This is a genomic window from Gemmobacter sp. 24YEA27 (assembly GCF_030052995.1).
Classification (GTDB): domain Bacteria; phylum Pseudomonadota; class Alphaproteobacteria; order Rhodobacterales; family Rhodobacteraceae; genus Pseudogemmobacter.
In genome coordinates, this window is record NZ_JASJPW010000001.1 from 2,773,466 (window position 1) to 2,795,854 (window position 22,389).

Annotated in this window: 16 protein-coding genes, 1 tRNA gene and 3 pseudogenes; 7 read left to right on the forward strand and 13 right to left on the reverse strand. The window is 59.9% G+C overall.

The genetic code is table 11. The features are described 5' to 3' along the window. Window positions 1-13 precede the first annotated feature (13 nt). Entirely contained in the window at window positions 14-2,341 is a 2,328-nt protein-coding gene (locus QNO18_RS13830) for a Tex family protein (RefSeq protein ID WP_283178131.1), read from the reverse strand. Between the two features lie 177 nt (window positions 2,342-2,518). Between QNO18_RS13830 and QNO18_RS13835 the strand changes: the two genes are divergently transcribed. Beyond that, window positions 2,519-2,595, forward strand: a tRNA-His gene (locus QNO18_RS13835). A gap of 101 nt (window positions 2,596-2,696) precedes the next feature. Further along, complete coding sequence (locus QNO18_RS13840) at window positions 2,697-2,921, forward strand: DUF6324 family protein (protein WP_283178132.1); 225 nt, start codon at window positions 2,697-2,699, stop codon at window positions 2,919-2,921. 148 nt (window positions 2,922-3,069) lie between these two features. Here QNO18_RS13840 and bmt read toward each other — a convergent pair whose 3' ends face one another. Together bmt and QNO18_RS13850 are read right to left on the reverse strand one after the other, a co-directional pair. Further along, the gene (gene bmt, locus QNO18_RS13845; RefSeq protein ID WP_283178133.1) at window positions 3,070-4,101 is read right to left on the reverse strand and encodes a betaine--homocysteine S-methyltransferase; all 1,032 of its coding nucleotides are present in this window, start codon (window positions 4,099-4,101) and stop codon (window positions 3,070-3,072) included. A 198-nt stretch (window positions 4,102-4,299) separates the two neighbouring features. Beyond that, the gene (locus QNO18_RS13850) at window positions 4,300-4,614 is read right to left on the reverse strand and encodes a DUF1476 domain-containing protein (protein WP_283178134.1); all 315 of its coding nucleotides are present in this window, start codon (window positions 4,612-4,614) and stop codon (window positions 4,300-4,302) included. A gap of 235 nt (window positions 4,615-4,849) precedes the next feature. Between QNO18_RS13850 and QNO18_RS13855 the strand changes: the two genes are divergently transcribed. Then, window positions 4,850-5,626 carry a phosphoribosylaminoimidazolesuccinocarboxamide synthase gene (locus QNO18_RS13855; RefSeq protein ID WP_283178135.1) on the forward strand — a complete coding sequence of 259 codons (777 nt, stop codon included), beginning with the start codon at window positions 4,850-4,852 and terminating at the stop codon, window positions 5,624-5,626. 67 nt (window positions 5,627-5,693) lie between these two features. Then, entirely contained in the window at window positions 5,694-5,933 is a 240-nt protein-coding gene (purS, locus tag QNO18_RS13860; protein ID WP_283178136.1) for a phosphoribosylformylglycinamidine synthase subunit PurS, read from the forward strand. Between the two features lie 142 nt (window positions 5,934-6,075). Here the strand turns inward: purS and QNO18_RS13865 are convergent, their stop codons facing one another. From QNO18_RS13865 to QNO18_RS13875, 3 genes are all read right to left on the reverse strand, one after another. Next, the gene (locus QNO18_RS13865) at window positions 6,076-7,491 is read right to left on the reverse strand and encodes a cytochrome P450 (RefSeq protein WP_283178137.1); all 1,416 of its coding nucleotides are present in this window, start codon (window positions 7,489-7,491) and stop codon (window positions 6,076-6,078) included. Continuing rightward, window positions 7,488-8,708: a hypothetical protein gene (locus QNO18_RS13870; RefSeq protein ID WP_283178138.1), complete on the reverse strand. Its 1,221-nt coding sequence runs from the start codon at window positions 8,706-8,708 to the stop codon at window positions 7,488-7,490. The genes QNO18_RS13865 and QNO18_RS13870 overlap by 4 nt, the downstream gene beginning before the upstream one ends. A gap of 69 nt (window positions 8,709-8,777) precedes the next feature. Next, window positions 8,778-9,533 (reverse strand): cytochrome c biogenesis protein CcdA, encoded by a 756-nt coding sequence (locus QNO18_RS13875; RefSeq protein ID WP_283178139.1) that lies wholly within the window; start codon window positions 9,531-9,533, stop codon window positions 8,778-8,780. 102 nt (window positions 9,534-9,635) lie between these two features. Between QNO18_RS13875 and QNO18_RS13880 the strand changes: the two genes are divergently transcribed. Next, on the forward strand, window positions 9,636-9,902 hold the full coding sequence (locus QNO18_RS13880; RefSeq protein WP_283178140.1) for a sulfurtransferase TusA family protein: 267 nt from the start codon (window positions 9,636-9,638) through the stop codon (window positions 9,900-9,902). A gap of 77 nt (window positions 9,903-9,979) precedes the next feature. On the opposite strand, the pseudogene QNO18_RS13885 reads toward QNO18_RS13880, so the two are convergent. Both QNO18_RS13885 and QNO18_RS13890 read right to left on the reverse strand, forming a co-directional pair. Continuing rightward, window positions 9,980-10,207: pseudogene (locus tag QNO18_RS13885) on the reverse strand (IS481 family transposase); the annotation flags it as partial. 720 nt (window positions 10,208-10,927) lie between these two features. Then, window positions 10,928-11,068, reverse strand: a pseudogene (locus QNO18_RS13890) (transposase); the annotation flags it as partial. A 97-nt stretch (window positions 11,069-11,165) separates the two neighbouring features. On the opposite strand from QNO18_RS13890, the pseudogene QNO18_RS13895 reads away from it, so the two are divergent. Continuing rightward, window positions 11,166-11,449 (forward strand): annotated as a pseudogene (locus tag QNO18_RS13895) (transposase); the annotation flags it as partial. Window positions 11,450-12,229: 780 nt separating this feature from the next. On the opposite strand, the gene QNO18_RS13900 reads toward QNO18_RS13895, so the two are convergent. Further along, window positions 12,230-13,900 (reverse strand): hypothetical protein, encoded by a 1,671-nt coding sequence (locus QNO18_RS13900; RefSeq protein WP_283178141.1) that lies wholly within the window; start codon window positions 13,898-13,900, stop codon window positions 12,230-12,232. Between the two features lie 664 nt (window positions 13,901-14,564). On the opposite strand from QNO18_RS13900, the gene QNO18_RS13905 reads away from it, so the two are divergent. Beyond that, the gene (locus QNO18_RS13905) at window positions 14,565-15,281 is read left to right on the forward strand and encodes a hypothetical protein (protein ID WP_283178142.1); all 717 of its coding nucleotides are present in this window, start codon (window positions 14,565-14,567) and stop codon (window positions 15,279-15,281) included. 244 nt (window positions 15,282-15,525) lie between these two features. On the opposite strand, the gene QNO18_RS13910 is transcribed toward QNO18_RS13905, so the two are convergent. The 4 genes from QNO18_RS13910 to QNO18_RS13925 form a co-directional block, all read right to left on the reverse strand. Beyond that, window positions 15,526-17,706, reverse strand: a complete 2,181-nt coding sequence (locus tag QNO18_RS13910; protein WP_283178143.1) for an SEC-C metal-binding domain-containing protein — start codon at window positions 17,704-17,706, stop codon at window positions 15,526-15,528. Between the two features lie 269 nt (window positions 17,707-17,975). Continuing rightward, window positions 17,976-20,279 carry a hypothetical protein gene (locus QNO18_RS13915; protein WP_283178144.1) on the reverse strand — a complete coding sequence of 768 codons (2,304 nt, stop codon included), beginning with the start codon at window positions 20,277-20,279 and terminating at the stop codon, window positions 17,976-17,978. A gap of 61 nt (window positions 20,280-20,340) precedes the next feature. Beyond that, the gene (locus QNO18_RS13920; RefSeq protein WP_283178145.1) at window positions 20,341-22,032 is read right to left on the reverse strand and encodes a DUF3223 domain-containing protein; all 1,692 of its coding nucleotides are present in this window, start codon (window positions 22,030-22,032) and stop codon (window positions 20,341-20,343) included. Then, entirely contained in the window at window positions 22,025-22,252 is a 228-nt protein-coding gene (locus QNO18_RS13925) for a hypothetical protein (protein WP_283178146.1), read from the reverse strand. The genes QNO18_RS13920 and QNO18_RS13925 overlap by 8 nt, the downstream gene beginning before the upstream one ends. Window positions 22,253-22,389 lie beyond the last annotated feature (137 nt).

Here is a 22,389-nt window from a genome sequence, read left to right on the forward strand (position 1 = left end):
GGCGCGCAACGGATCAGCGCCCAAATTTGCCCTTGAGCGCATCGGCAAAGGCATTGCCGCCGCCCGAGGATTGTGGCGACGAGGACATTGGCCGGTTGCTCTTTTGCGGGCTGCGGTCACGGGCCTGATCGCGGCCCGGACCGCGTTCTTCGCGCGCCGATTTCGCCGAGGCGCCGCCGTCTTTCTTCATCGTCAGCGCGATGCGTTTGCGGGGCACATCGACCTCGACCACAGTGACCTTCACCACATCCCCGGCCTTCACCACCTCATGCGGGTCCGAGACGAATTTGTCGGCCAGCTGGCTGACATGGACCAGCCCGTCCTGATGCACGCCGATATCGACGAAGGCGCCAAAAGCCGCGACATTGGTGACGGTGCCTTCCAGCACCATGCCGGGTTTAAGATCTTTGATCTCTTCAATCCCATCCGCGAAGGTCGCGGTTTTGAATTCGGGACGCGGGTCGCGGCCCGGTTTTTCAAGTTCCGACAGGATGTCGCGCACCGTGGGCAGGCCGAATTTTTCATCGACAAACTGACCGGGATTGAGCTGTTTCAGCGCCACACCATCGCCCATCAGGCTGCGGATGTCACGCCCGCAGGCGGCGACGATTTTACGGGCAACATCATAGGCTTCCGGGTGGACGGAGGAGGCATCCAGCGGCTCTTTCCCATCCGGGATGCGCAGGAATCCCGCCGCCTGTTCAAAGGCCTTTGGCCCGAGCCGTGCGACTTTCAACAGCTCGCGCCGGCTTGCGAACGGCCCATTCGCATCGCGATGCGCGACGATGCTTTCGGCCAGCCCCTGCCCCACGCCCGACACCCGGGCGAGCAGCGGCGCTGAAGCCGTGTTGAGATCAACGCCGACCGCATTCACCGCATCCTCGACCACCGCGTCGAGGCTTTTCGCCAGCCGGTGCTGGTCGACATCATGCTGATACTGGCCAACGCCGATCGATTTCGGCTCGATCTTCACCAGCTCCGCCAGAGGATCCTGCAGGCGCCGCGCGATGGAAACCGCGCCGCGCAAGGACACATCCAGCCCCGGGAATTCCCGCGCCGCCAGTTCCGAAGCCGAATAGACCGAGGCGCCGGCCTCGGAGACCACCACCTTCACCGGTTTATGTGCGCCCGCAGGCAGCAAAGCCAGCAGATCGGCGACCATCTTTTCCGTCTCGCGGCTCGCCGTGCCATTGCCGATGGCGATCAGCTTGACGCCGAGATTGCCGATCAGCTTCGCAATCGCCACCTGGGCGCCGCGCAGATCGTTCTTCGGCTGGAAAGGATAAACCGTCTCGGTTGCCAGAAGCTTACCCGTGGCATCGACCACCGCAACCTTGACCCCGGTGCGGATGCCCGGATCAAGCCCCATCGTGGCCTTGCCGCCCGCCGGTGCCGCCAGCAGCAGATCTTTGAGATTGCGGGCAAAAACCCGGATCGCTTCGGCCTCGGCTGCCTCGCGCAACTCCGCCATCAGATCCAGCGTCAGCGAGGTTTTCAGCTTGATCCGCCAAGCCCAGGCGCCCGCCTCGCGCAGATATTTGTCGCCCGCGCCCGGGCCAGAGGCCAGCAGCACCGCCGCACAGGCGCGCTCGGACGGAGATTCGCCGCGGGCTGCCTCGGGGTCGATTTCCAGATCAATCGTCAGCACATCTTCATTGCGGCCGCGCAGCATGGCGAGAACCCGGTGCGAGGGCGCGTCGCGGAAGGATTCGGTGTGATCGAAATAATCCGAGAATTTCGCGCCAGCCGTCTCTTTCCCGGCCTGGACCTTAGACCTCAGCCGGCCTTCCTTGCGCATATGCTCGCGCAGTCTGCCCAGAAGCCCCGCATCCTCCGACAGCCCCTCGGCGATGATGTCGCGCGCGCCTTCCAGCGCGGATTTCGCATCTGCAAAGCCCTCGGTCAGGAACCCGGCTGCCAGCACCGCGGGATCGGCCCGGCGATCCGCGAGAATCGCATCAACGAGGCCCTGAAGCCCTGCCTCGCGCGCGATCATCGCCTTGGTGCGGCGCTTCGGCTTATAGGGAAGGTAAATATCTTCGAGCTCGGCCTTGGTCACCGCCCCGGCAATCGCACGGGCCAGATCGTCGGTCAGCTTGCCCTGATTCGTGATTTCACCAAGGATTGAGCCGCGCCGCGCCTCAAGCTCACGCAGATAGGTCAGCCGTTCTTCAAGTTTCCTCAGTTGCGTATCGTCCAGCCCGCCGGTCACTTCCTTGCGGTAGCGCGCGACGAACGGCACCGTGGCCCCGCCATCCAGCAGCTCGACCGCCGCCACAACCTGCCGGGTCTGGGCCCCGATCTCGGCGGCGATGATTTCCGGAATACGGGCGACAGACATGCGAATCCTCCGAGACGAAACCGATAAGACAGGAGGGGCGAAAATAGCGGAGGTCCGGCGCAGGGCAAGCCCGGAAGAGGTCTGCCCTGCCCCGCAGGAGCTGATTTGGCCCGGGTGAAAATTCCTGCCGCTCTGCCCTTGCAATATCTTCAGCCGGGCGCTAATCAACCGCCAAGTGCCGACATAGCTCAGTTGGTTAGAGCACCAGATTGTGGATCTGGGGGTCCCCCGTTCGAGCCGGGGTGTCGGTACCATTCCTCCCTTTTTGCGCCCAGGGGCGATACTGCTTGCAGGTGCCACCCTGCGGGGTGGAAACTCACGGGCAGAAAAGTCTCATCCGGGAGCCTGAGCCGCCATGGGCATCAACAAACAAAGCGACATCGCCGCCAATATCCAGATCGGGCCAACCGATGCCGGTATGGTGCGGATCTATATCGAAGCCGAAGGCGGGATCGAACTGCCGCTGGATTTCGACCCCGAAGAGGCGGAAGAGATCGCCGAAGAGCTGCGCGCTGCGGCCGAGGCCGCTCGGCTGATGACGGAAGAAGGCAGCAAGGGCGGCAAACCCAGGCGCCGCTGACCCTGCCGTAAGCCCGGCGCCAGACGCGCCGCAAATTCCTTTCAGAAAGGAATCTGGCCGTTTTCTGGAAAGAAAACGGCCGCCAGTTACCTGGCGGCGCGTCGGTATCCTGATCCGGCGTCAGAGGCGGAGATGTTACGGGCTGCTGTCAGCCGCGACGGCCGCGACGTTCCCGTTTGGCCGGGCCTTCGCCGTCAGTGCCATCGGACACGGAGGAGAAAGCGCCCAGCTTTGACGCCACATCTTCAAGGCTCGGCGCGGGGCCGCGAGGTGTTTCTTCCAGCGCGCGCCGCATCGCTTTCAGATGCTCTGGCATGGTGCCGCAGCAACCGCCGATAATCTTCACCCCGGCATCGCGGGCCATTACCGCATAGACGCCCATCAGCTCTGGCGTGCCATCATAATGGATATGGCCGTCGTGATATTTCGGGATCCCGGCATTGCCCTTTGCCACAACCGGCCGCGTCGTCCCGGTGGCAATGAAGCCCATCACCGTGCGCATCAGATCCGACGCCCCGACCCCGCAATTCGCGCCGAACGCCAGCGGCGCCTCGGGAAGTTTCTCGACCAGCTCAGCCATCGCCGCAGAGGTCACCCCCATCATGGTGCGGCCTGCCGTGTCAAAGCTCATGGTCCCGACCCAGGGCATGCCCGCAAGTTTCGCGGCCTCGGCCGCCGCGCGGTATTCTTCGGGCGCCGAGATGGTCTCGACCCAGAGCACATCGGCGCCGCCGGCCTTCAGCCCTTCGGCCTGTTCATGGAACATCTCGACCGCGAGCGCATGGGTCAGGGTGCCCATCGGCTCGAAAATATCTCCGGTCGGCCCGACCGAGCCTGCCACCACCACCTTGCGACCCGAGGCATCGGCAATCTCGCGCCCCAAAGCCGCACCGACCCGGTTCAGCTCATGCACGCGGCCTTGCGCATTATGCAGTTTCAGCCGCGAGGCATTGCCGCCAAAGGTGTTCGTCAGGAAGATATCCGACCCCGCCTCGACCGCATTGCGGTAAAGCGTGCGGATATTATCGGGGCGGTCGACATTCCACAATTCCGGCGGTTCGCCCGATTCCAACCCCATATTGAAGAGATTGGTGCCGGTCGCCCCATCGGCCATCAGCCAGTCCCGCTCGGCCAGCAGCTGGCTCAGCAGGTCATTCTTCTTTGGGGCATCATTGGTCATCGGGCACCCTTTCTTAACAGATTGCGTCGCCTCACGGGCGGCAGTGCTGATCCTGTTCCTGACATGGTGCCGCAGGTCGTACAATCGCTTTCCCGACACCCTCTCCACGCAAAACGCCGCGTCGGGGCACTGATCTCCCGCGCGGCGCTCTTTTCTCCGGCTCTGCGATGCCGCAGGGCCTCCTGAGAAAATCAGTCCTCAGACTTCGTTCAGGAGCTGCGCCTTGGCCACCGGCAGAAGCTCGGTCAGTTTGGCGCGGATCTGATCGGCGCTCACCCGGTCCCCCAGATCGGCGGCGAGCTTGCGCACCACATCCTCAATGCCCGGCTCGTCGAAATCAGCCGCCACGACATCCAGCGCATAGGCATTGGCGTCGTCGCCGGTTTTGCCGAGCAGCTCTGCCGCCCAGAGGCCGGCCAGCTTGTTGCGCCGCGCCTCGGCCCGGAACTGCATCTCGCTGTCATGCGCGAATTTGGCCTCGAATGCGTTTTCGCGGTCGTCAAAAGTGCTCATGTAATCTCTCAGCTCCCTGTCCGGGTCATGGTTTTCATGGTCTCATCTTCCATATGATCATCCCCCCAGGCACCTGCAAGAAGAAAGCCTGCGGCAAATTTTGCCCGGCGCAGCACCGCCTGCCCCCTACCGGCGCCCCTGCCCGCTTGCCCCCGCCTGGGGGGTCAGCTATAGGCCGGGAAACCTCCGGGGTGGCTGAGCCGCCCCTTTCGTCATTGTCTGTACAAAGGTCACCATGGCACGTCGCAAGAAGGTCTATGAGGGCAAGGCCAAGATCCTGTTCGAAGGACCGGAACCGGGTACGCTGATCCAGTATTTCAAGGATGACGAGAACGGCCCTGAAGCCGGCAGCGGCGCCAATGTCGCGCCGATTTCTGCGGCCTCGGAAGGCAAGGGTGTGCTGAACAACCGGCTGTCGGAATTCTTCATGGCCGGGCTGAACAATATCGGGGTGCCGACCCATTTCATCCGCCGCCTGAACATGCGCGAGCAGCTGGTCAGGATGGCCGAGATCATTCCGCTGGAAATTCTCGTGCGGAATTTCGCCACCGGCGGCATTTCAGACCGGCTGGGGATCCCCGAAGGCATGGGCCTGCCGCGCCCGATCATGGAATACTACTTTAAGGATGAGAAGCTCGGGACGCCGCTGGTGACCGAAGAGCATATCATCGCCTTTGGCTGGGGCAATCAGCAGGATCTCGACGATATGGTCGAGCTGGCGCTCAGGGTGAATGACTTCCTTTCGGGCGTCATGCTGGGCGTTGGTGTGCGGCTGATGGATTTCCGGATCGAGATCGGCCGGGTCTGGGACGGTGATTATATGCGGCTGATCCTTGCCGATGAGATCAGCCCGGATTCGATGACGCTGTGGGATCTGCGCCAGCCCGAACGCGCCGACGGGTCGGTGCCCGAGCCGGGGCCGCTGTCCGATGTCTATGCGGAACTGGCGCGGCGGATCGGGGTGCTGCCCTCGAATGTCACCCATGTCTCGAAACCCTCGCTGATCAACTGATCCGATTGCCCCTGTCGCGCCACGCGGATATGAGGGGCGCGACAAATACCAGAGCCCGGAGGCCCCGATGAAAGCCCGTGTCACCGTCATGCTGAAAAACGGCGTTCTCGATCCGCAGGGCGAGGCGATCCGCCACGCGCTTGGCGCGCTTGGCTTTGCCGGTGTGGACGGCGTGCGTCAGGGCAAGGTGATCGAGCTGGATCTGGCGGCGACGGACAGGACCGCAGCCGAGGCCGATGTGAAGGCGATGTGCGAGAAGCTGCTCGCGAATACGGTGATTGAGGGTTACAAGGTCGAGATCCTCTGAGATCTGGCTGGCCGGGCGTGGGGGCTCTGCCCCCGTCTGCCTCTGGCAGACTCCCCCGGGATATTTAGAGACAGATGAAATTGCTGTCGGAGAAATTGAGAGGCGCTCTTTCGGGGCGCCTTTTTCTGTGCACCCGGTTCTTCTAGCCGCGGGGCGTGACGAGAAGGCGGATGCCGTTTTCGGCGCGCACGGTGAGATGGGCGACCGGGACCGGGTCGGCGCCCTCGATCCGGTCAAAGCGGAAGCGCTGAACCAGCATCGCGAGGAGGAGGACGCCTTCGACCATGGCGAAGCCGGCGCCGGTGCAGACGCGGGGGCCTGCGGAAAAGGGCATATAGGCCTCGCGCGCCGACTGGCGGCCGGAATCTGTTTGCCAGCGGGCGGGGCAGAAAGAGTCGGGGTCTTCCCACAGCCGCTCATGGCGCTGGATATGCCAGGGCGACAGCACGATCTGGGCGCCCGGTTTGACCTTACGGTCGCGGAATGTCTCGGGGCGCGTGTTCTGCCGCACCATCATCGGCACCGGCGGGTAGAGGCGCAGCGCCTCGCGAAAGACATCGCGGGTGTAGCGCAGCCGGGTCACGGCGCTGAAATCGGGGGCCGCGCCGAGCGTGGCGACTTCGGCCGCGACGCGCTCCTGCACATCGGGGCTGAGCGCGAGCAGATAGAGCGACCAACCAAGCGCCGAGGCGCTGGTCTCATGCCCGGCAAGGAAGAAGATCGCGACCTGGTCGACCATTTCGGCGGGCGTGAAGCGCTGACCGGTCACGGGATCGGCGGTGGTCATGATCTTGGTTGCGAGATCATCGGGCGCGGTGCCTGCGGCGATTTCAGCCGCCCGTGCATCTGTCAGCCGGGTGATCAGGTCGCGGATCATCTTTGCCGAGGCCCTGGTGCGCCCCCGATGCAGGCGCGGGAACCAGCGGGGCAGTGGCAGGAAGGCCGCAAGGTTCAGGATCGGCTGCGTGCGCTGATAGGCGCGGAACTCAAAGAAGACCCGGGCCGCGATCTCATGCTCGATCGGGATCGAAAACAGCGTACGGAAGATCACATCCGCCGCCGCATGGGACATCTCCTCTTCGACCTCGACCTCGGTTCCTGTGCTGCCCTGGGTCAGGCTCTGCATCCGGGCAACCGCCGCCTGCCCCGCCGCCACCATAGCGGGGAAGGTGTCGCGCAGGCGTCCGCCCTCGAAGGCCGGGTCGATTATGCGGCGCTGGTATTTCCAGGTCTCGCCATTGGTGACGAAGACGGAATTGCCCAGAACCGGTTCCAGCCCCGCCCGGATCCGGTTCGATTTCGGGAAATCTTCGGGGCGGTCATTCAGCACCAGATCGACAAGCTTCGGGTCATTGCAGAGATAGGAGTGGAAGAAGGGCGTGCGGAACTCGGCCATCCAGGCCCGGTAAAGCCGCGCGGGCTGGGCCGAGAGGATGTCGCGCCGAAAGAGCCGCAGATAGGTGAACAGCGAAACCCGGTCGGCGCGGGCCGCGGGTTTCGGGGGGACGGGCGCCCCGGATGCCGCCGCAAAGGGGCAGGATTTCGGATCTTCGCTCACGCCACGTTTCTATAGCGGTTGACGGTGGCTTCAATGCGGCTTTTCGACGGGTGACGGGTTTTGAAGCGCGCGTCCAGCGTCTGCGGCCCGGCGGTCACGCGGAAATAATCATAGTCGCCGGGGCTGCCCGCCAGATTGTCGAAGGCGCACAGATACTGGAAATGCAGCCGGAACCAGCGCCGCCTCAATGCGCGCCAGCGCGCCGGGCTCAGCGTCTGCGTGAAGGCGGCGGAAATCACCAGCGGCCAGCGTTTGCCCTTTGGCGGCGCGACCGAGACTGAAACCGGGTCGCAGAGCGCAAAAGCACAGCCGTCGCCGGGCGCGGTCACGTCGATCCAGGCGATCTCGTCGCGGGTGGAGAGCCAGGCCAGATCTGCGCGCAGCCGGGTGGCGTCGGGCAGGAAGGAAACCATCGGCACCACATGGCCCAGCGACAGGAAAGACAGAACCGGGCGCGGTGCGGGAAGGCCCGCGCGCAAAAGATCGGCAAGGATCGAGATGCCGAGATGCGCGCCCGAAGAATGGCCGATCACCAGCACCTCGTCGTAATCTCCGGACAGTGCAGCCCGGATCTGTCTGCCGAAATCCCGCATCCGCGCCTCTAATTCCGGCGGGTTGGCGCCCTTATACTGCGCCGAATAGGCATAATCATGCATCAAATACCAGGCAAAGACCTTATTGTCCTTCTTTCGGAACCAATAAAGCACACCCCAGAGAATGGCGCCCGCGACCGGAAGGCCTGGTCCCCAATGCAACAGATGCGCCACCAGCGCAAAACCGGCCCAGGCCAGCCCCAAAGCGACGCCCAGCTGCAAAAGCAGAAAGACAATCGGGTAAAGCGCCGCGATCATCGGGCCTTTCCTGAGCCGCATCAGCCGGAACAGCGCCCCCGATCCGATATAGGCCCAGGCGGTTCGAAAAAGCTGCAGATAGGTCGCCGGGATCGTCTCGGACATCGAGCCTTTGACGATATCTGACCAGACCAGCACCTCCATATCGGTTTCGACCGCGCGCCCTTCGATCCTGGCCTCGACGCGCCAGCCATACGGGCCGCCCGCTTTTTTCGGCCTGAGGCTCAAATCATAGCCCGAAAGTCGCGCCTGTTCCGTGCCTTCCTTGCGGTAGAGCTCGCGGTAGCGGCGCGGATGAAACGGGTCATAGCCCGGAAGATAGAATACCTTGCGGCGGAAAATATCGCCCTGTCGCTGATCAGCCATGCCCACCTCCGGCACCCCATTTCAGGCACCGGCTCCAGTCTGCCAAAGAAATCGGGCAGGAATAAGGGGTCAGCCGGGCACCGGCAGGCCGAGCGTCTCGAAAATGTTCAGGAGCCACCAGCTGAAATCGGTAAAGGCCCCGGTCACCATCATCGTGCCGACGATCAGCAGCAGGGCACCCATCGCGCGCTCGATCCACTTCATATGGCGTTTGAGGCGGTTCATCACCCCCATCGCACGTTCGATGAAAAGGGCCGAGATCAGGAACGGCAGCCCCAGCCCCACCGCGTAAACGCCCAGAAGGAAGGTCCCGCGCGAGACAGAGCCCTCCTGCGCCGCAAGCGACAGGATGGTGCCAAGCTGCGGCCCGATGCAGGGGGTCCAGCCCGCCGCGAAAGCCAGCCCGAGAAGAAAGGCGCCAAAGGCAGATCCGCCCTGATCACCCGCATCCAGCCGCGCCTCTCGATCAAGGATCGGGATGCGGATGATGCCGGTGAAATGCAGGCCAAAAATGAAGATCACGATCCCTGCAACCCGGGCGAACATCACCTGGTTTTGCAGGAAGAAGGCCCCAAAGGCCGACATGGTGAATCCCAAAAGCAGGAAGATCACCGAAAGTCCCAGCACGAAAAACAAAGCCGGGACGAGGATGCGGCGCCTGGCCCTTCCCACTTTCATCTCACCGACGGAAATCCCGCCCATATAGGCCAGATAGGGCGGCACGACCGGAAGCACGCAGGGCGAGAGGAATGACAAAACCCCCGCAATCAGCGCGATGAATGTGGCCGGGCCAAGCCCTGCATCGAAGAGATCAATTCCAAACATGGTCAAACTCATAGCCATAGCCGGCGGGCGCGTCATCCGCTCTGTGCTCACATTGACGGCATTCCTCTGTCACATTCTGTCGCAGCCCGCTATCACGGCCCTATGACCGCAGAATACGACCAGGACCTCGATTGCGAGGGGCTGTTATGCCCCCTCCCCGTGCTGAAAGCGCGCAAGCGTCTGCTGGCGATGGAACCCGGCGAGGTTTTACTGGTGCGCACCACGGATCGCATGGCGGTGATCGATCTGCCGCATTTCTGCGCCGGTGCCGGGCATGACTATCTTGAAGCGCAGACTGACGCCGCTGTGACCCGCCATCTGATCCGGCGCGGCGCGAACAGTCATGCGGCACAGGCACCGCAGAACTGAGCTGGTCAGTCTGTGATTCCGGAACCGAATGGCCGGGCCGGTTGCGCCTGATATAAAGATCTCCGCCGAAATGATTCTTAGTTGTTCAGGCCCGGCATCTGGCGGATCGGGCTCAGGATGAGTCTGTGAGGCTCTGATGTCCGGATCTTGCAGATGTATTCGTATGGGGTGAGGGTGTTGAGGGTGTTGAGCCTGCGGGCGCAGTTGTAAGCTGCTATGAAGTCGGTGAGGTGTGTGCGAAGCTGCTCGTAGAGGAGGCGCTTCACAGTTGCCTCCTTGATCGTGCGGTTCATCCGTTCGACCTGGCAGAGGCTGCCGCTCTGACGCTGGGCGTGAAACGCGCAACTTATTTCGGGCCCAACGCCACACAAAACCACAATGCAGCGCTTCGTGGCGCTCACCGCAAGTTGAGCGCCGCCCACGCCTCTCACGACAAACGGAAGGAGGCGCGCCCGTGAATTACTCCACCCGAACCGCGCCGCTTCCGCCGAGAGCAGCCCCCGCAACTGCGCCGACCGGCCCAGCCACAACCGCACCAGTCGCGGCGCCAGTGGTCGCGCGTGTCGCAGTATTTGGTCCGCAAGCAGCCAGCATGAGCGAGCCGGCAGACAGAATAACCATCGAGAGAGTTTTCATAGCTGATCCTCCAGTTTTAAAGGCTGATGCATATCAACTGCCAAATCAGCTTAAATGTTCCGCCATCCTCCGCGACCATCGGGGGATGCAGGGATGAGCGGGTAGGAGAAGACGCCACAGAAGTGCGAGGGCTGCGGCCAGCCCACAACCGGTATGTGCTGGACTGATTGCGGCATGAGCCTTTGCGGCGCACCGCTGTGCGGATCCTGCCGCCACGTCGATGAAGCGTTTGGCTGGCGGCACGAACCCCGCGCCGCCGCGCAAGAGAAAGGGGGCGGATGATGGGGGCAATGCAGAACCGCATCGAAGATCTCGCACCGCTCTGTGAGATAAAGGATGCAGCCAGGGCGCTTGGTATCCCGCCAGCAAGCCTGAAATCCGCAGCAGAACCCGCCATAACGCTTCTTCCAGTTGAAGTATGTGGCCTGGCTGATCCCCGCCTTGCGGCAGATCTCGGCAACAGGCGTGCCTTCCTCGCCCTGCTTCAGAATGAACGCCTTCTGCGCTTCCGTGAACTTCGATGCCTTCATCGTCTTCAGCTCCTCTCCCAGCCAGGGAAAACTAGCCGAAAACTCCAGCTTAAGACGGTCCAGTTTCCAGGGGGCAGAGCAGAATAGGGACGATCGGATGAAGCGCAGCAGGTTCAACGAAGAGCAGATCATTTCGATATTGAAGGAGCAGGAGGCCGGGCTTGGGACGGCCGATCTGTGCCGCAAGCATGGGATCAGCAGTGCCACCTTCTACAAGTGGAAGGCCAAGTATGGCGGGTTGGAGGTGTCCGATGCCCGCCGGCTGAAGGCGCTGGAGGAAGAGAGCGCCCGGCTCAAGAAGCTGCTAGCCGAGTCGATGCAGGATAATGCCATCCTCAAGGATGTCGCCGCAAAAAAATGGTGACGCCCGACGCGAAGCGAGATGCGGTGGCCCAGGCGAGACCTTCCTTGTCCGCTATGGCGGCACCGGACCGCAAGTCCACGACCATATCGTGCTGCGCCATGCCGGACGCTGGCCTGCGCCGTCGATCCTGCGCTTCGATGTGGAGCGTGGAACAATGCTGTCCATGGTCGGACAGGGCTTCGGCATCACCATCGTCGGCGCGGCCACGGCGCTGCTGCCGACGACCGGAATCGTCTTCCTACCTTTTGCGGATGAACCAGAGCCGGTTGCCTTTACCGCTGTCTGGTCGCCGTTCAATCGCAGCGCCGCGCTCCGCAAGCGCGCGCGTACTAAGCGCCTCGTCCACATGCCTCACCTTTAATGTCAGCGTGAGCGCCACGTTTGTTCCCGGCCATTTGGGTGTTCGACGAAAGACGGCCAAATCTGCAGCGGCAGCTTACAGCGCCTCATCCAGGAGCATTTGGTTCGTTCGCCTGCTCCGGGCGCGGTTCACACGACTGAGTCCGAGCAGATCGTCGATGACCAAGAGTAACAATAGGGACGACTTCACTCAGGCAACCAAGAATCGCCTTGCGAAACAAGCCCGGTATCATTGTAGCAATCCTAGTTGCAGGAAGCTGACGTCGGCGCCGACCAGCGATGGCTCAAGGGAAATGAATATTGGAGTTGCTGCTCATATCTGCGCTGCTGCCCCCGGCGTTGGTGCACGCCGCTATCGCGCCGATATGACGCCTGACCACCGGAAAGCGCATGAGAACGGAATTTGGCTTTGCCAAGACTGTGCAAAGGCAATCGATTCAGATGATCCAATTTTCACAGAGGCATTGCTGCACTCTTGGAAGCAGAAGCACTCCGCGGACATGTGGCGCAGCGTTATCGACAAGCTTCCCTTCGGCCCGACTATGCCGCCGACGGTTGCAGAGATCAGTGCACGCTTTCAAAAAAGCGCGTGACAGGTCGGCGTCACTGACCGAGAGCGTTCGCGCCAATCGCGACGCATCGACTTCAGCATTTGCCGCGCCCGCCCAAGCGCCGGATCGCAAAATATCAAGTTCAAGGGAACGCTTCGGATCTGAAATCCTAGCAGCGACCTGATCGGCGAGGAGTTCATGCATCCGTCGCCTGCGGGTCAGGATATGGACATATTCGAGAAGGAGGCCATCGCTCATCTTCCACGGCTCGCGCCAACCCGCCCAGTGCGTCATTCCGGTTTCGCGAAGTTCCTCCCAGAGGCGTTGCGCGAGTTCATCATCGGGATCGGCGCGTATTTCGGCGGCACGAGCACGCTCAGCAATCAGCGTCAAGTCTTCTTCCCGGATCGAACCGAGCAGGACGACGCCGGGAACGGACGTCGCTTCTTTAATCAAGGCGCCCCAGCTTTCCGGTCCATTTCGGCCGATATCATCCATGACAAAGCCTACGGGGCTGTCTTCAGAAGCGCGGAACGTGCGGATTAGCTGGCGCAGAGATGGAATATCTGCTGCGCTTAGACGGCGAATTCGAAACCATCGCACTGTATGGCGCAATGCGTTGGCAGTTTCCCACATCAAAGCGGATTTGCCGGCCCCTGATGGGCCGACGATCAGCGCCGCTCGGCGTTGTTCGATACCTTTCACCAATGCCAATCTGCTTTGGGGCCGTTCGGATACCAGTCCCGCCGCGATGTGGCCGGGTTCGACGTCCACCCCGAGATAGAAGTTTCGATCATTGAGAGGAGTGAGGAAATCGATCGGTTCGCAGACTCCATCTCTGAGAGCGTGTTCGATCGCGTCAACGTCGACGGCCGCCAAAACATCGCGGATTGACGTTTCGGTGTCAGAGATCGAAAGACCGCGATAGCTCTCCGGCACTAGACGGCCATTAGCGTCTGCTAAAGACCCTACACGAACGAGCAATTCGGCAAAACACATCTGCGCCGCGACCGGAGTACAGTTCATCCGATCCGCAATCCGTTTGATCGCCCATTCCTGCGGTGAGGTCGCCACGATGATCGACGTTCTCGGAAGAATATCTGAAAACCCACTGAACTTTGAGAGTCTGGCGTTGATCTGACCTTCGATCGAACGGGCTGTGGGCTGACCTTCGAGGGGACTGAGGCCTGCCACCTCCCGTTCAAGAACGAGCTCCAGTTGCTCTGGCTGTGGTGCGGAGCCGAGCGACCGGTTCCATAGATTTTCTATGTGCCCGGCTATCTCCCCTTCCGTATAGTTCCCGAGGTGCTCACGCCGACTCTTAACCTGGACAAAGCTCGGTGCTGCGCCACGCAGTTCAATATCGTCACCGCCTTCCGGGATCACAATAGCGGGCGCTCGCTTACCAGCCCATATTTCCACTGCCAACCAAGCGGACACGGCATCCTGATAACGAAAGCCTCGACCGGCGTTTGATCCTGCTCTAGACGCGGCCTTGACTGGTTTAAACGGCTTTGGGTCGCGGCGCCGCTCTATACTTTTTGCTTTCTTCGCCACGTACACCTCTCACAAATTCCCTTACCGCTCCTGCGAGCCGACGAGGCTTACGTCATTTTACCTCATCATGCGTGCCGGCGTGTGGTTATTGTATTTAATTCGCTGATTCTCAGAGTTAGTCTTGATCATTTTCGTTATTCAACAGATCAAGCATTGTATAGTAACCAGTGGGAGACGACTTTCAGCCAACCTCCAAGAAATTTGCCAGCGTGCAGTGGGCTCGCTTCAAACATGAAATTATCGGGCAATAGCGTAGAATCGGCGGTTCGCTATACCGCATGGTGTTGTGCGGGGATCGGCGGGAATATCGGGCTGTGGAGGGTAATCGGCGGGGTTGGCGGGCAGCGCCGACGAAGATGAGAACTATGAAATCGTCATAACCCTTTGATGATTATGACGATACTTCGGGTTATGCGGTTATCGGCTGGTTTCGGCGGCATTTGGGTGGCTAACAGCGGTCATATCGGGTAATCGGCTGGAGCATCTCAATTTTGTGCCTTGACTACAGCTATTCAGCTACGGGGTAGCCGCGTGCCATAAATTTGTGTTCGGCGGCCAGGCAGCATCAATGACCGGCATTGAGACAATCCTGACGGGCAGCGTTCGGTAACAAAAAGGGGAAGCTTCGTTTGGGAGCGCTCCTGCACCATATTGGAGATTGATCTTGAGCCAATTCACCCTCGATGTTCTTCAGGCCATCAATGACTGGCAACGTGGGGGCGATCACAAGCAAAAGGTCCGGCGTGGAGAGAAGCTAAAAGAGGCATCCCAGAACCTCGATGCCAAGTTCAGGAACTGCTCGCGAACTTGCTATCGACAAGAGGCGCACGAGAAAGATCGGGTCTGGCAACTGTTGGCCGACGATGCGCTGCCGGAAACGATCGCTGCTTGGACAACAGACCTAGCCACCGCAAAGTCCTTTAAAGGGGGCGTACCGCCAGTGGGGCTTCAGGGCATCGTGTTCAAGTTCAATCCACCAGCGAGCAAAGTCGTACTCAATCTCGAAGAGGTCTACAAAGACCCCGATTTCACGCAAGCTGTGGCAGAACTGAAAGCTGATATTGTTGCATTCGGCGATGGTATCGGGCGCTATGGTGATGAGCAGTGCGAAGTGGTTCTAGAAATGGGCAGTCTCGACCAAGCGCACATCTACTGCTACGGCGGTTTTGCAAGCGGGCGCCCGGTGCTTGCACAGGACTACTTCGGCCGAGTTCCAACCGAAGATGATCTGAAAGAGTTCGACGCTCTCTGTCTTAAGGCGGGCATCTCGCCTGTGGGGGATTGGTGGTTAACACCGGAAGGGACATCAAATGTCATATCTAGAATTCAGCCTCGTCTCGATCAATTAAGAATGATCAAGGCGGCCCAACAAACTACCTAAGGGTGGGCGCGACTTTCTAAACATTTCAGCCGAATTGCTCGACCAACCCTCTCTCAAGGCGCCAAGAAGCGATAAGGTCTTGGCTGTACACCGCATTTCTGTGCGACCACGCGCAACGTCGAAGACAGGGCTTAAGACGACAAGCATCCGACACTCGACCAAGAGTGGCTTCACCAGTGAAAGAAGGGCAGCATTAGGGGCCTGATTTGACGCCGGAACGGCCGGGCTTGGTCGGGAGCGGTCGTCACATCAAACAACATTTTTTGAACTTCTTGCCACTGCCACAGAAGCATGGGTCATTTCGGCCGATTTTCGAGCCGTCTGGCATACGGCTCGTAGAAACAGGCCGCGCGGCACCAGAATTCCCGTTGAGCACCATACCCCGCGTCAGGGCATCCATCCGATTATCGCGCCTCCATGGAAAATGCGTCGCGAGGCTGAACTTGGGCAGCCCATCCGTCTCGCGCACAAGAAGTCCAAACCAATTGTCGGCGCGGTGGACGTACTTGCGCCGTCGGCAATGAGCGGCAAGCGCTTCGATAGCCTCGCCCGCCAGTGCCCGACTGCAATGGATTGTGAGTCCGGCATCACCGCTATCGAACCCCAAGGTGAAGTCGTGGGGTCGCCCGTCGAACCTCGTACGCTGTGCGACATCCTTTATCCCATTGTCGAGTTGCGTGACCGTATCGCTATCGATGTCGAGCAGCAAGAAACCGAGATCGATCAGGTCGGGCTGGGCTTCGTGCTCGATCTTCTCGATGATCCGCGCAACATGCGTACCCGTGAACTTGGTAAGGATGCCCTTTGGTATAGCCGTTCCGGGTATGCCTTCCCGGCGTACGGTCATCGCAGTGTCGAGATCGAGTGAACACTCATCCGCCACCATGGCAATGCTCGTCTTGTCTTCAAACCAGAGATTCTGGCTTAGGTGATAGCCCAGAATTGCCAGTTCGTTGGTTCCGTGCACGCGTTCGGCATAGCCAACTCGCCGATCAATATAGCTGAGCAAGCGCAGGGGACTGGCGAGCATCTCGGTCAGCACGTCGATTAGGAAAACGTCGGCGACCAGCGGCGCATGGATAACCGAATCTTCCTCATATTCGAGAAAATGCCGAGCTTGGATTGTAAGCACCGGATAATGGTCGGACACCGCGCACAGAATATAGATATTGCGCAGCTCGGGAATATTGAGCTTCGCCCCATCCTCCTTTACGAAGTCCAACTCTGGTCGCCTAAGAGCTCGCGCACAGAGCAGACCCTGATCATAGGCGTCTTGCACCGCCTTCTGGAAATCATCTCGCAATGTCTGATCATTACCCTTACGCGATTCTAGCGTCATCTTCTTCGACTTGCACTGGACGATCACGGCCCGGTCGCCAAAAACGACCAACACATCCATCTCCGACACCCGACCGGCGGCGCTTTCAATATTGATGTTACAATGGACATTCTGCTCGCCAAAGACGGAGCATAGGCGCTTGGCAACGAATTGCTCGGTGAAGGCGCCGCGGTGTGTCGAAGCCTCGGCGCGGTATGACTTGTCGCTAATCATCCAATAGAAAGGCGAATCGTAGAGGGACTCGACGATCCCGTAGGTCTGGAGCGCAATATAGCATCCATCCGGCAGCGCGATTATCGGGCATGCGTTGGCGAGGTTGAACGCGCCGAGAGACGTAAAATCCTGATTGGCGGGTGCAGTGACGCTGAAAGCCGCAAGCACCGCCCGAACCGCCTCCACAGGTCGGGCGCAGTGCGCAGCGATTTCCCCGGCTGTGGTAGTGAAGCCCGACAGCAAGGACGAGAAATGCAGTGTTTCGGTCTTGAGTCGCGACAACACGTCCACGATCTTGGCGTTCTGGAGTTCCGAGATTGCGCAGGCAATGGCCTGCGCATCGGAGATGCTGAACCCCTTGTTCGCAAGCATCCACGATTCATCTGCTGCGTAGCGTTCGAGCGCCATGTCCCGATATTGGAAACTGTACGCGGATTCGCCTCCATAAAAGATCGGCTCCCGAAGCACATCGGCACGTGTGAATGGCGAGGACGGGCGTTCTGCCCTCGCTACCTGTGCGGCTTTCGCGGTTTCGATGATCGAGTCCCACATCGGCCGCCCTAGTCGCGCATGAAGTTCCTCTAGCAACGTGTTGGTCCGATCAAACAGTGCCTGAATCTCGGCAGGCGGCGGCTCGCTCAGGTCAATCGGCTGGCGGATCAGCAGTCCGAGCAAGGTCGTGAACTCAGTTCGAACTGTTCGTCCGGGGGCATAAGAGGCAGCGAGCGCATCGCCGTTCATCTTACCGTCAAAAGTCACATAATTGTCTCGCAGCGACATCCATGAAAGCGCGTGCACGAAGCCCGGTGCGGCGCAGAGCTGTGCGAGGTCGTTGAAAATGTCCTGTTCGGCGCGAGGTTCACTTGACTTCATATTCGTCTTCCACTGCTGTCTTCAGCAGATTAAGCTGGGTGCCTCTAATACGTCTAACTGTGATTTGTTTTTTGGCGAGCGTGGTTCGATTATTTCTTCCTTGCGACAATTGACGGCTGCAAAATATCCGCCGGCTTCAAACACAAAATGTCCGAATATGTCGGGGCATAGCGTAGAATCGGAGGTTCCATATACGGCATGGTGGTGTGCGATGATCGGCGGCAATATCGGGGATTTGGCGGCAGCACTGCGCCAATGTAGTAGTATTCTCAGCGGTCCACGTCGTCGAAGATTGACTGTATGCTCGAACGTGCATTGGCGGCTCGGCCAACGGGCGTTTCCACTCGATCTTCAATGTCAGGGGTACGGGTCTCATTGAGATCCTCGATCGCCTTCACGATCGCAATTCGCCCGCTATCGATCTTAGCACGGTCGGTGTCATCGATCGGAAGCGCGTCCTCGATACCGCCCAATAAGCTCGACAACTCATCGAAGTGACTATCCGGGTCACTGTCCCCGCAATTCGCCTTCCAATCGGAAATATGAGTGTCGAGTTGATCAATAACGTCTCCCCTTACTCGTGCTAAGAGATCGTCAAACTCAGTATCTGTCAGGAGAGACCGCAGAGAGTCGTCGCGAAAAACACCTCCATCCGGGACCGTAAGAGTCGTATCGACAATGTGCTCTACGAGGCTGAGGCGCTTTTCGTCGGGCAAAAGTTTCGCCTGGTGCAGCTTCGCCAGTAGTCGATTTTCGGAGGAGTACGCCATGAATGGGCCTGGGCGGAGATCGAGAACGTCCGGCACCTGGTCTACAACCAGCCGCAAGAACGCAGTGTCGCAGCGTTGACCGAGAAAATAGCGGATGCGGTAGTCAATGGGATGTACGAGCAAACGATTGAGAAGCGCCCGATACAGCGATGGGCCGACGCGGACGCTCGCACCACGCAGTTCCACCCCGCCGCACACAACCTCCTCAAGCAGCCGTTCGAATTTCGCGCCGCGCAGGTAAATTTCGGTCAGTTCAGGTGAATTGGCGACGAGTGCAGCATAGGCATCGCCAATAGTCGGGTGCTTGAAGGTCCATTTAGGTCCCTCTGTTGTGTCAACAAGCAGGGCAAGACTTCCGCGAAGCGAATCGAGCGCGAGCCGGATTTCGTCAGCGGTTACGCCCAAAAGTTCTGTGATCAACGCTATACGGTCGTCATTCTCGATTGGTGACGCGAGTTGCCCGCCGTGCATGAAAATCAGTGCAACTGCGGCCGCTTCGCCTCGATCGAGATTGCGCAGCACGTCTTTGAGGAAATCGACGGGTCGCCGTGCAAAATCAAGCAAACCCTCCTCATCGAGGGTCACTTTCTCCGTAAAGAATGCGGACCCGAGGCGACGAGCTGTCTCGGGAAGAAAAGATGCATCTTCCGCAAGTTTTGCCAAATGGGGCTTGATTGCCTTCTTAAACGCAGCCGGTTGATCACCGCGTTTAATGTGATTGTACAGGATTTGCGCCTTCTCGGCGGTTGCCAAGCCTTGGACGTTGATGACCACTTGAGATTTGTCGAAAAGCGGAAACGCGCCGGTTTTGAGATCGCGATGAGCTGATCGCCAGATGTAGGTGCGGGATGTCAGCAGGAAGCGGGCACCCTTGCGCAACGCGGCAGCCATTAGGGGCATCTGCCGATTCCAGGCGTCGGCAATATGGCGTTGGTACTGAGTGGCGCCGAAAGCATCGTCTATCCAGAAGAACTGCTTGGGGTCATCGGGATTCCAATGCCGCATGATGTCTTCAGGACTGGTCACGCGGATCGTCGGCGCGCGCCAGTGATCGAGCGCCCCCAAAGCGAGACTCGCGGCGATGGTCGATTTTCCGGAAGCTGGATCTCCAAGCAGCAAGACAAAATTATGATCGAGTAGCGCGTCCACGCTCTGACGATGCGCATCTGTGACAACGAAACATGCCAGATCGTCCCCAAGTGCGCTCAGGACCGCGTGAGATTGTGCATAGGCCCGCTCATCAAGGATCTGGGAAAGATCTCCCAATCCATAGACCCTCGGCACCATCACCCGTAGCCGTGACGATTCCCGAATTTGCTGTGCTATCCAGTCACGCCCAAGAACGACACAGTTCTTCACGCCCACCGCTTCGAACGCCGCAGCGATTGCGTCGGCCTGCGTGCCCGATACGCTGTGATTTGTGAGAAGGATGTAGTCTTCAGCCAACCCTCTGGCTGCAAGCTTTCCGGCCTTGGTCAATTCGCCCTTCACGGCGCTCAAGCTTAGCGGTGCATCCGCCTTGCTCGTGAATTTGCATTGGATTGTCGAGCGACTGGCTGCATCTCCATTGGACCAACGGCCTAGAAATGCACCATCGCGCCCGCCATCCTTTGAGGGCAGAAATGTCTCAACCGGCCGTTTGAGCACTTCCTGAGCGATTGCTACGCACAGGTCTTGAAACGACTTCCAGCCTAAAGTGTGAAGAGCGTAATCGATTAGTGGTCCTTGCGCTGATGGCGAAAATGAGCCGTCCACCTTTGTTGGGTCCGATACTCGTTTCGCTTCCTGATTATTGATTTCCAACGACACCTCTATTTTTAAGCGCTCGGCCTAGCTAACTGGATGATCATCCAGTCCAAAATCCTCAGACAGCGTCACTGGCCAGGGAGACGCGCCCGTCTTTCAGACGATGTCGGCTCGCTTGTGCCAGATTGACGGTGTTGCGCACGAGATCGAGGCGCGCCACAGACGAGTGGTACCACCGAAACGCCTCGGACAACGTCTGATCGGTCACCTCCGGGGAGACCCGATCGTCCTGTCCGGTCGTGAGTGGAACGCTGTCGAGCGACAGGCCACGACCGCAAAGGAACGTGGTCACGATCACCTCGAAGGTCATCGGTGGACGATGATCCATATGGGCATCGTCTCGAGTGATCCGCTCGCCCGTCGCCGCACAGGTGGCATTGCCGTTCGCGTCGCCATGGGTCGCGAAGAAGGCGTCTCGGGCCTTATACAAATCGAAGCGCGCGGCCCGCCGAAACGCTTGTGAGACCTCCTGCTTGCGGCTGGGCGGTCGCTGCGTGATGCAGTGCGGATAGGAGAAATCCGTACCGCTGCCGTCCGTTCGGATGATGCGGAAGCACTGCGTGCCATGTTCGGTCATCATCACTTGGAAATGGCTGAAGCCGCAGCCGACCTTCGCAACATACTCCGTATGGCGTTCGAGCAGAGCCGCAACGTCCAGAGCATCCTCGTCGTTGAGCCGCTCACCTGGCCGGTAGCGGTTCGCCTCGGCGCTGCCTGCTGCTGTGTCCGCGATCGGTGTGATGCAGACAGGGCAAACGTCTGGTGCGGGCGCGCCTTCGACGAAAAGCGATTCGGCGGCTTTCCACAAAGCCTGAAACACGGTTCCGGCCGCCTTATCGCGCTCCTCTGCTTCTTTGTCTTCGGCCGTCGTAAGCGTCGTGACGGCGGCATCGAAGGTTGGAATTACGCCGCTGACCATAGCCTCACCGCTATCGGCGTCGGTCGTTTCCAGCCACAAACTGGCGGCCGCACTGCGGATTTGCCGCAAACCGGCGAGTCCGATCTTGTTCTCCTCTGCTTTGGCGCGCGCCTCCAACTCGACATAGGCTGGATCGAGCGCGGCGAGGGCCGTGAGGATGAGCGCCGGGTCAAGCGGTGCAAGGATCAGCATATTGGCGTGGGAGAGAACCTCCGTCGTGTCCCATATTTTGACCGCTTGGGTCGTTTCCTTGGCGAGCTGGGTGTCAACGCGCTGGAGCGCCGTCTCGTCTTCGGCCGCGGTCTTGATCTGCGTCCGCAGCGAACGAAGGTTCTTTTGCACCTCGACCAGCGGGCTCAGTTGAAGCCAGTTGGCGACATCCGCGTAACGCTGCTCGGGTGTGTGTATTTCAACAAAAGTACGGAGTGCGTGGCCACGAATGATCGGCGGCACCGCCATGCAAGTATTGAGGGTAGTCGCTACCGCCGGAATCGGCCGCTTTGCACCTCCTGCCGCACGACTGCCGTTCGTGACATCCTTGCCCGAGATGAGGCCGATCGCCACGGTCGGGACGATCTTTGCTTCCTCGGCAAGATTATGCGCCAGAGCGATCGGACCGGCCTGGTTGTTGATGGCGCGCTGCCCCAACCGTTCCAGCGTTCCGTCTTTGGATAGTACGAACTCAAGTGCATCGATGACGCTGGATTTACCGCTGCCATTGGGCGCGAAGATCGCCAGGCATCGCTTCTTGCTGAAATCGAAAGTCTTCGGCTGGAGATAGGCACGGAAGCCGGTCAGGCCCAACGACTGGAAAAAATAGGGATCAGCCATTGACCACCTCCACCTTCGGAGGGTCCGCTCGCTCGGAGGCGAGTTTCACGATGGCGTCCTTCGCTTGGGCGATGGCATTTGGCGCTGGGGCTGCTTTCAGAATGTGCGTGGTCAGAATAGCCGCAAGGTCGGTATCGACGCCTTCCTTTGCCTTTAGCCTCTCTCCCAAGGCCTTGAGAAACGCATCCGGCGTTTCCAAAATTTTTGCTTCACCATCCATTGTCTATCCCCCCAATTACTCTTGTTTCGACTTTACGTTGAGATTTCTCTGAAGAGAATATTGAGTCGCAATTAATCCTCATGATTGCAGGGGAAGCCGTCCCCTGCGGCCAGGCTAGCCTTCGCCATGCCCGCAGC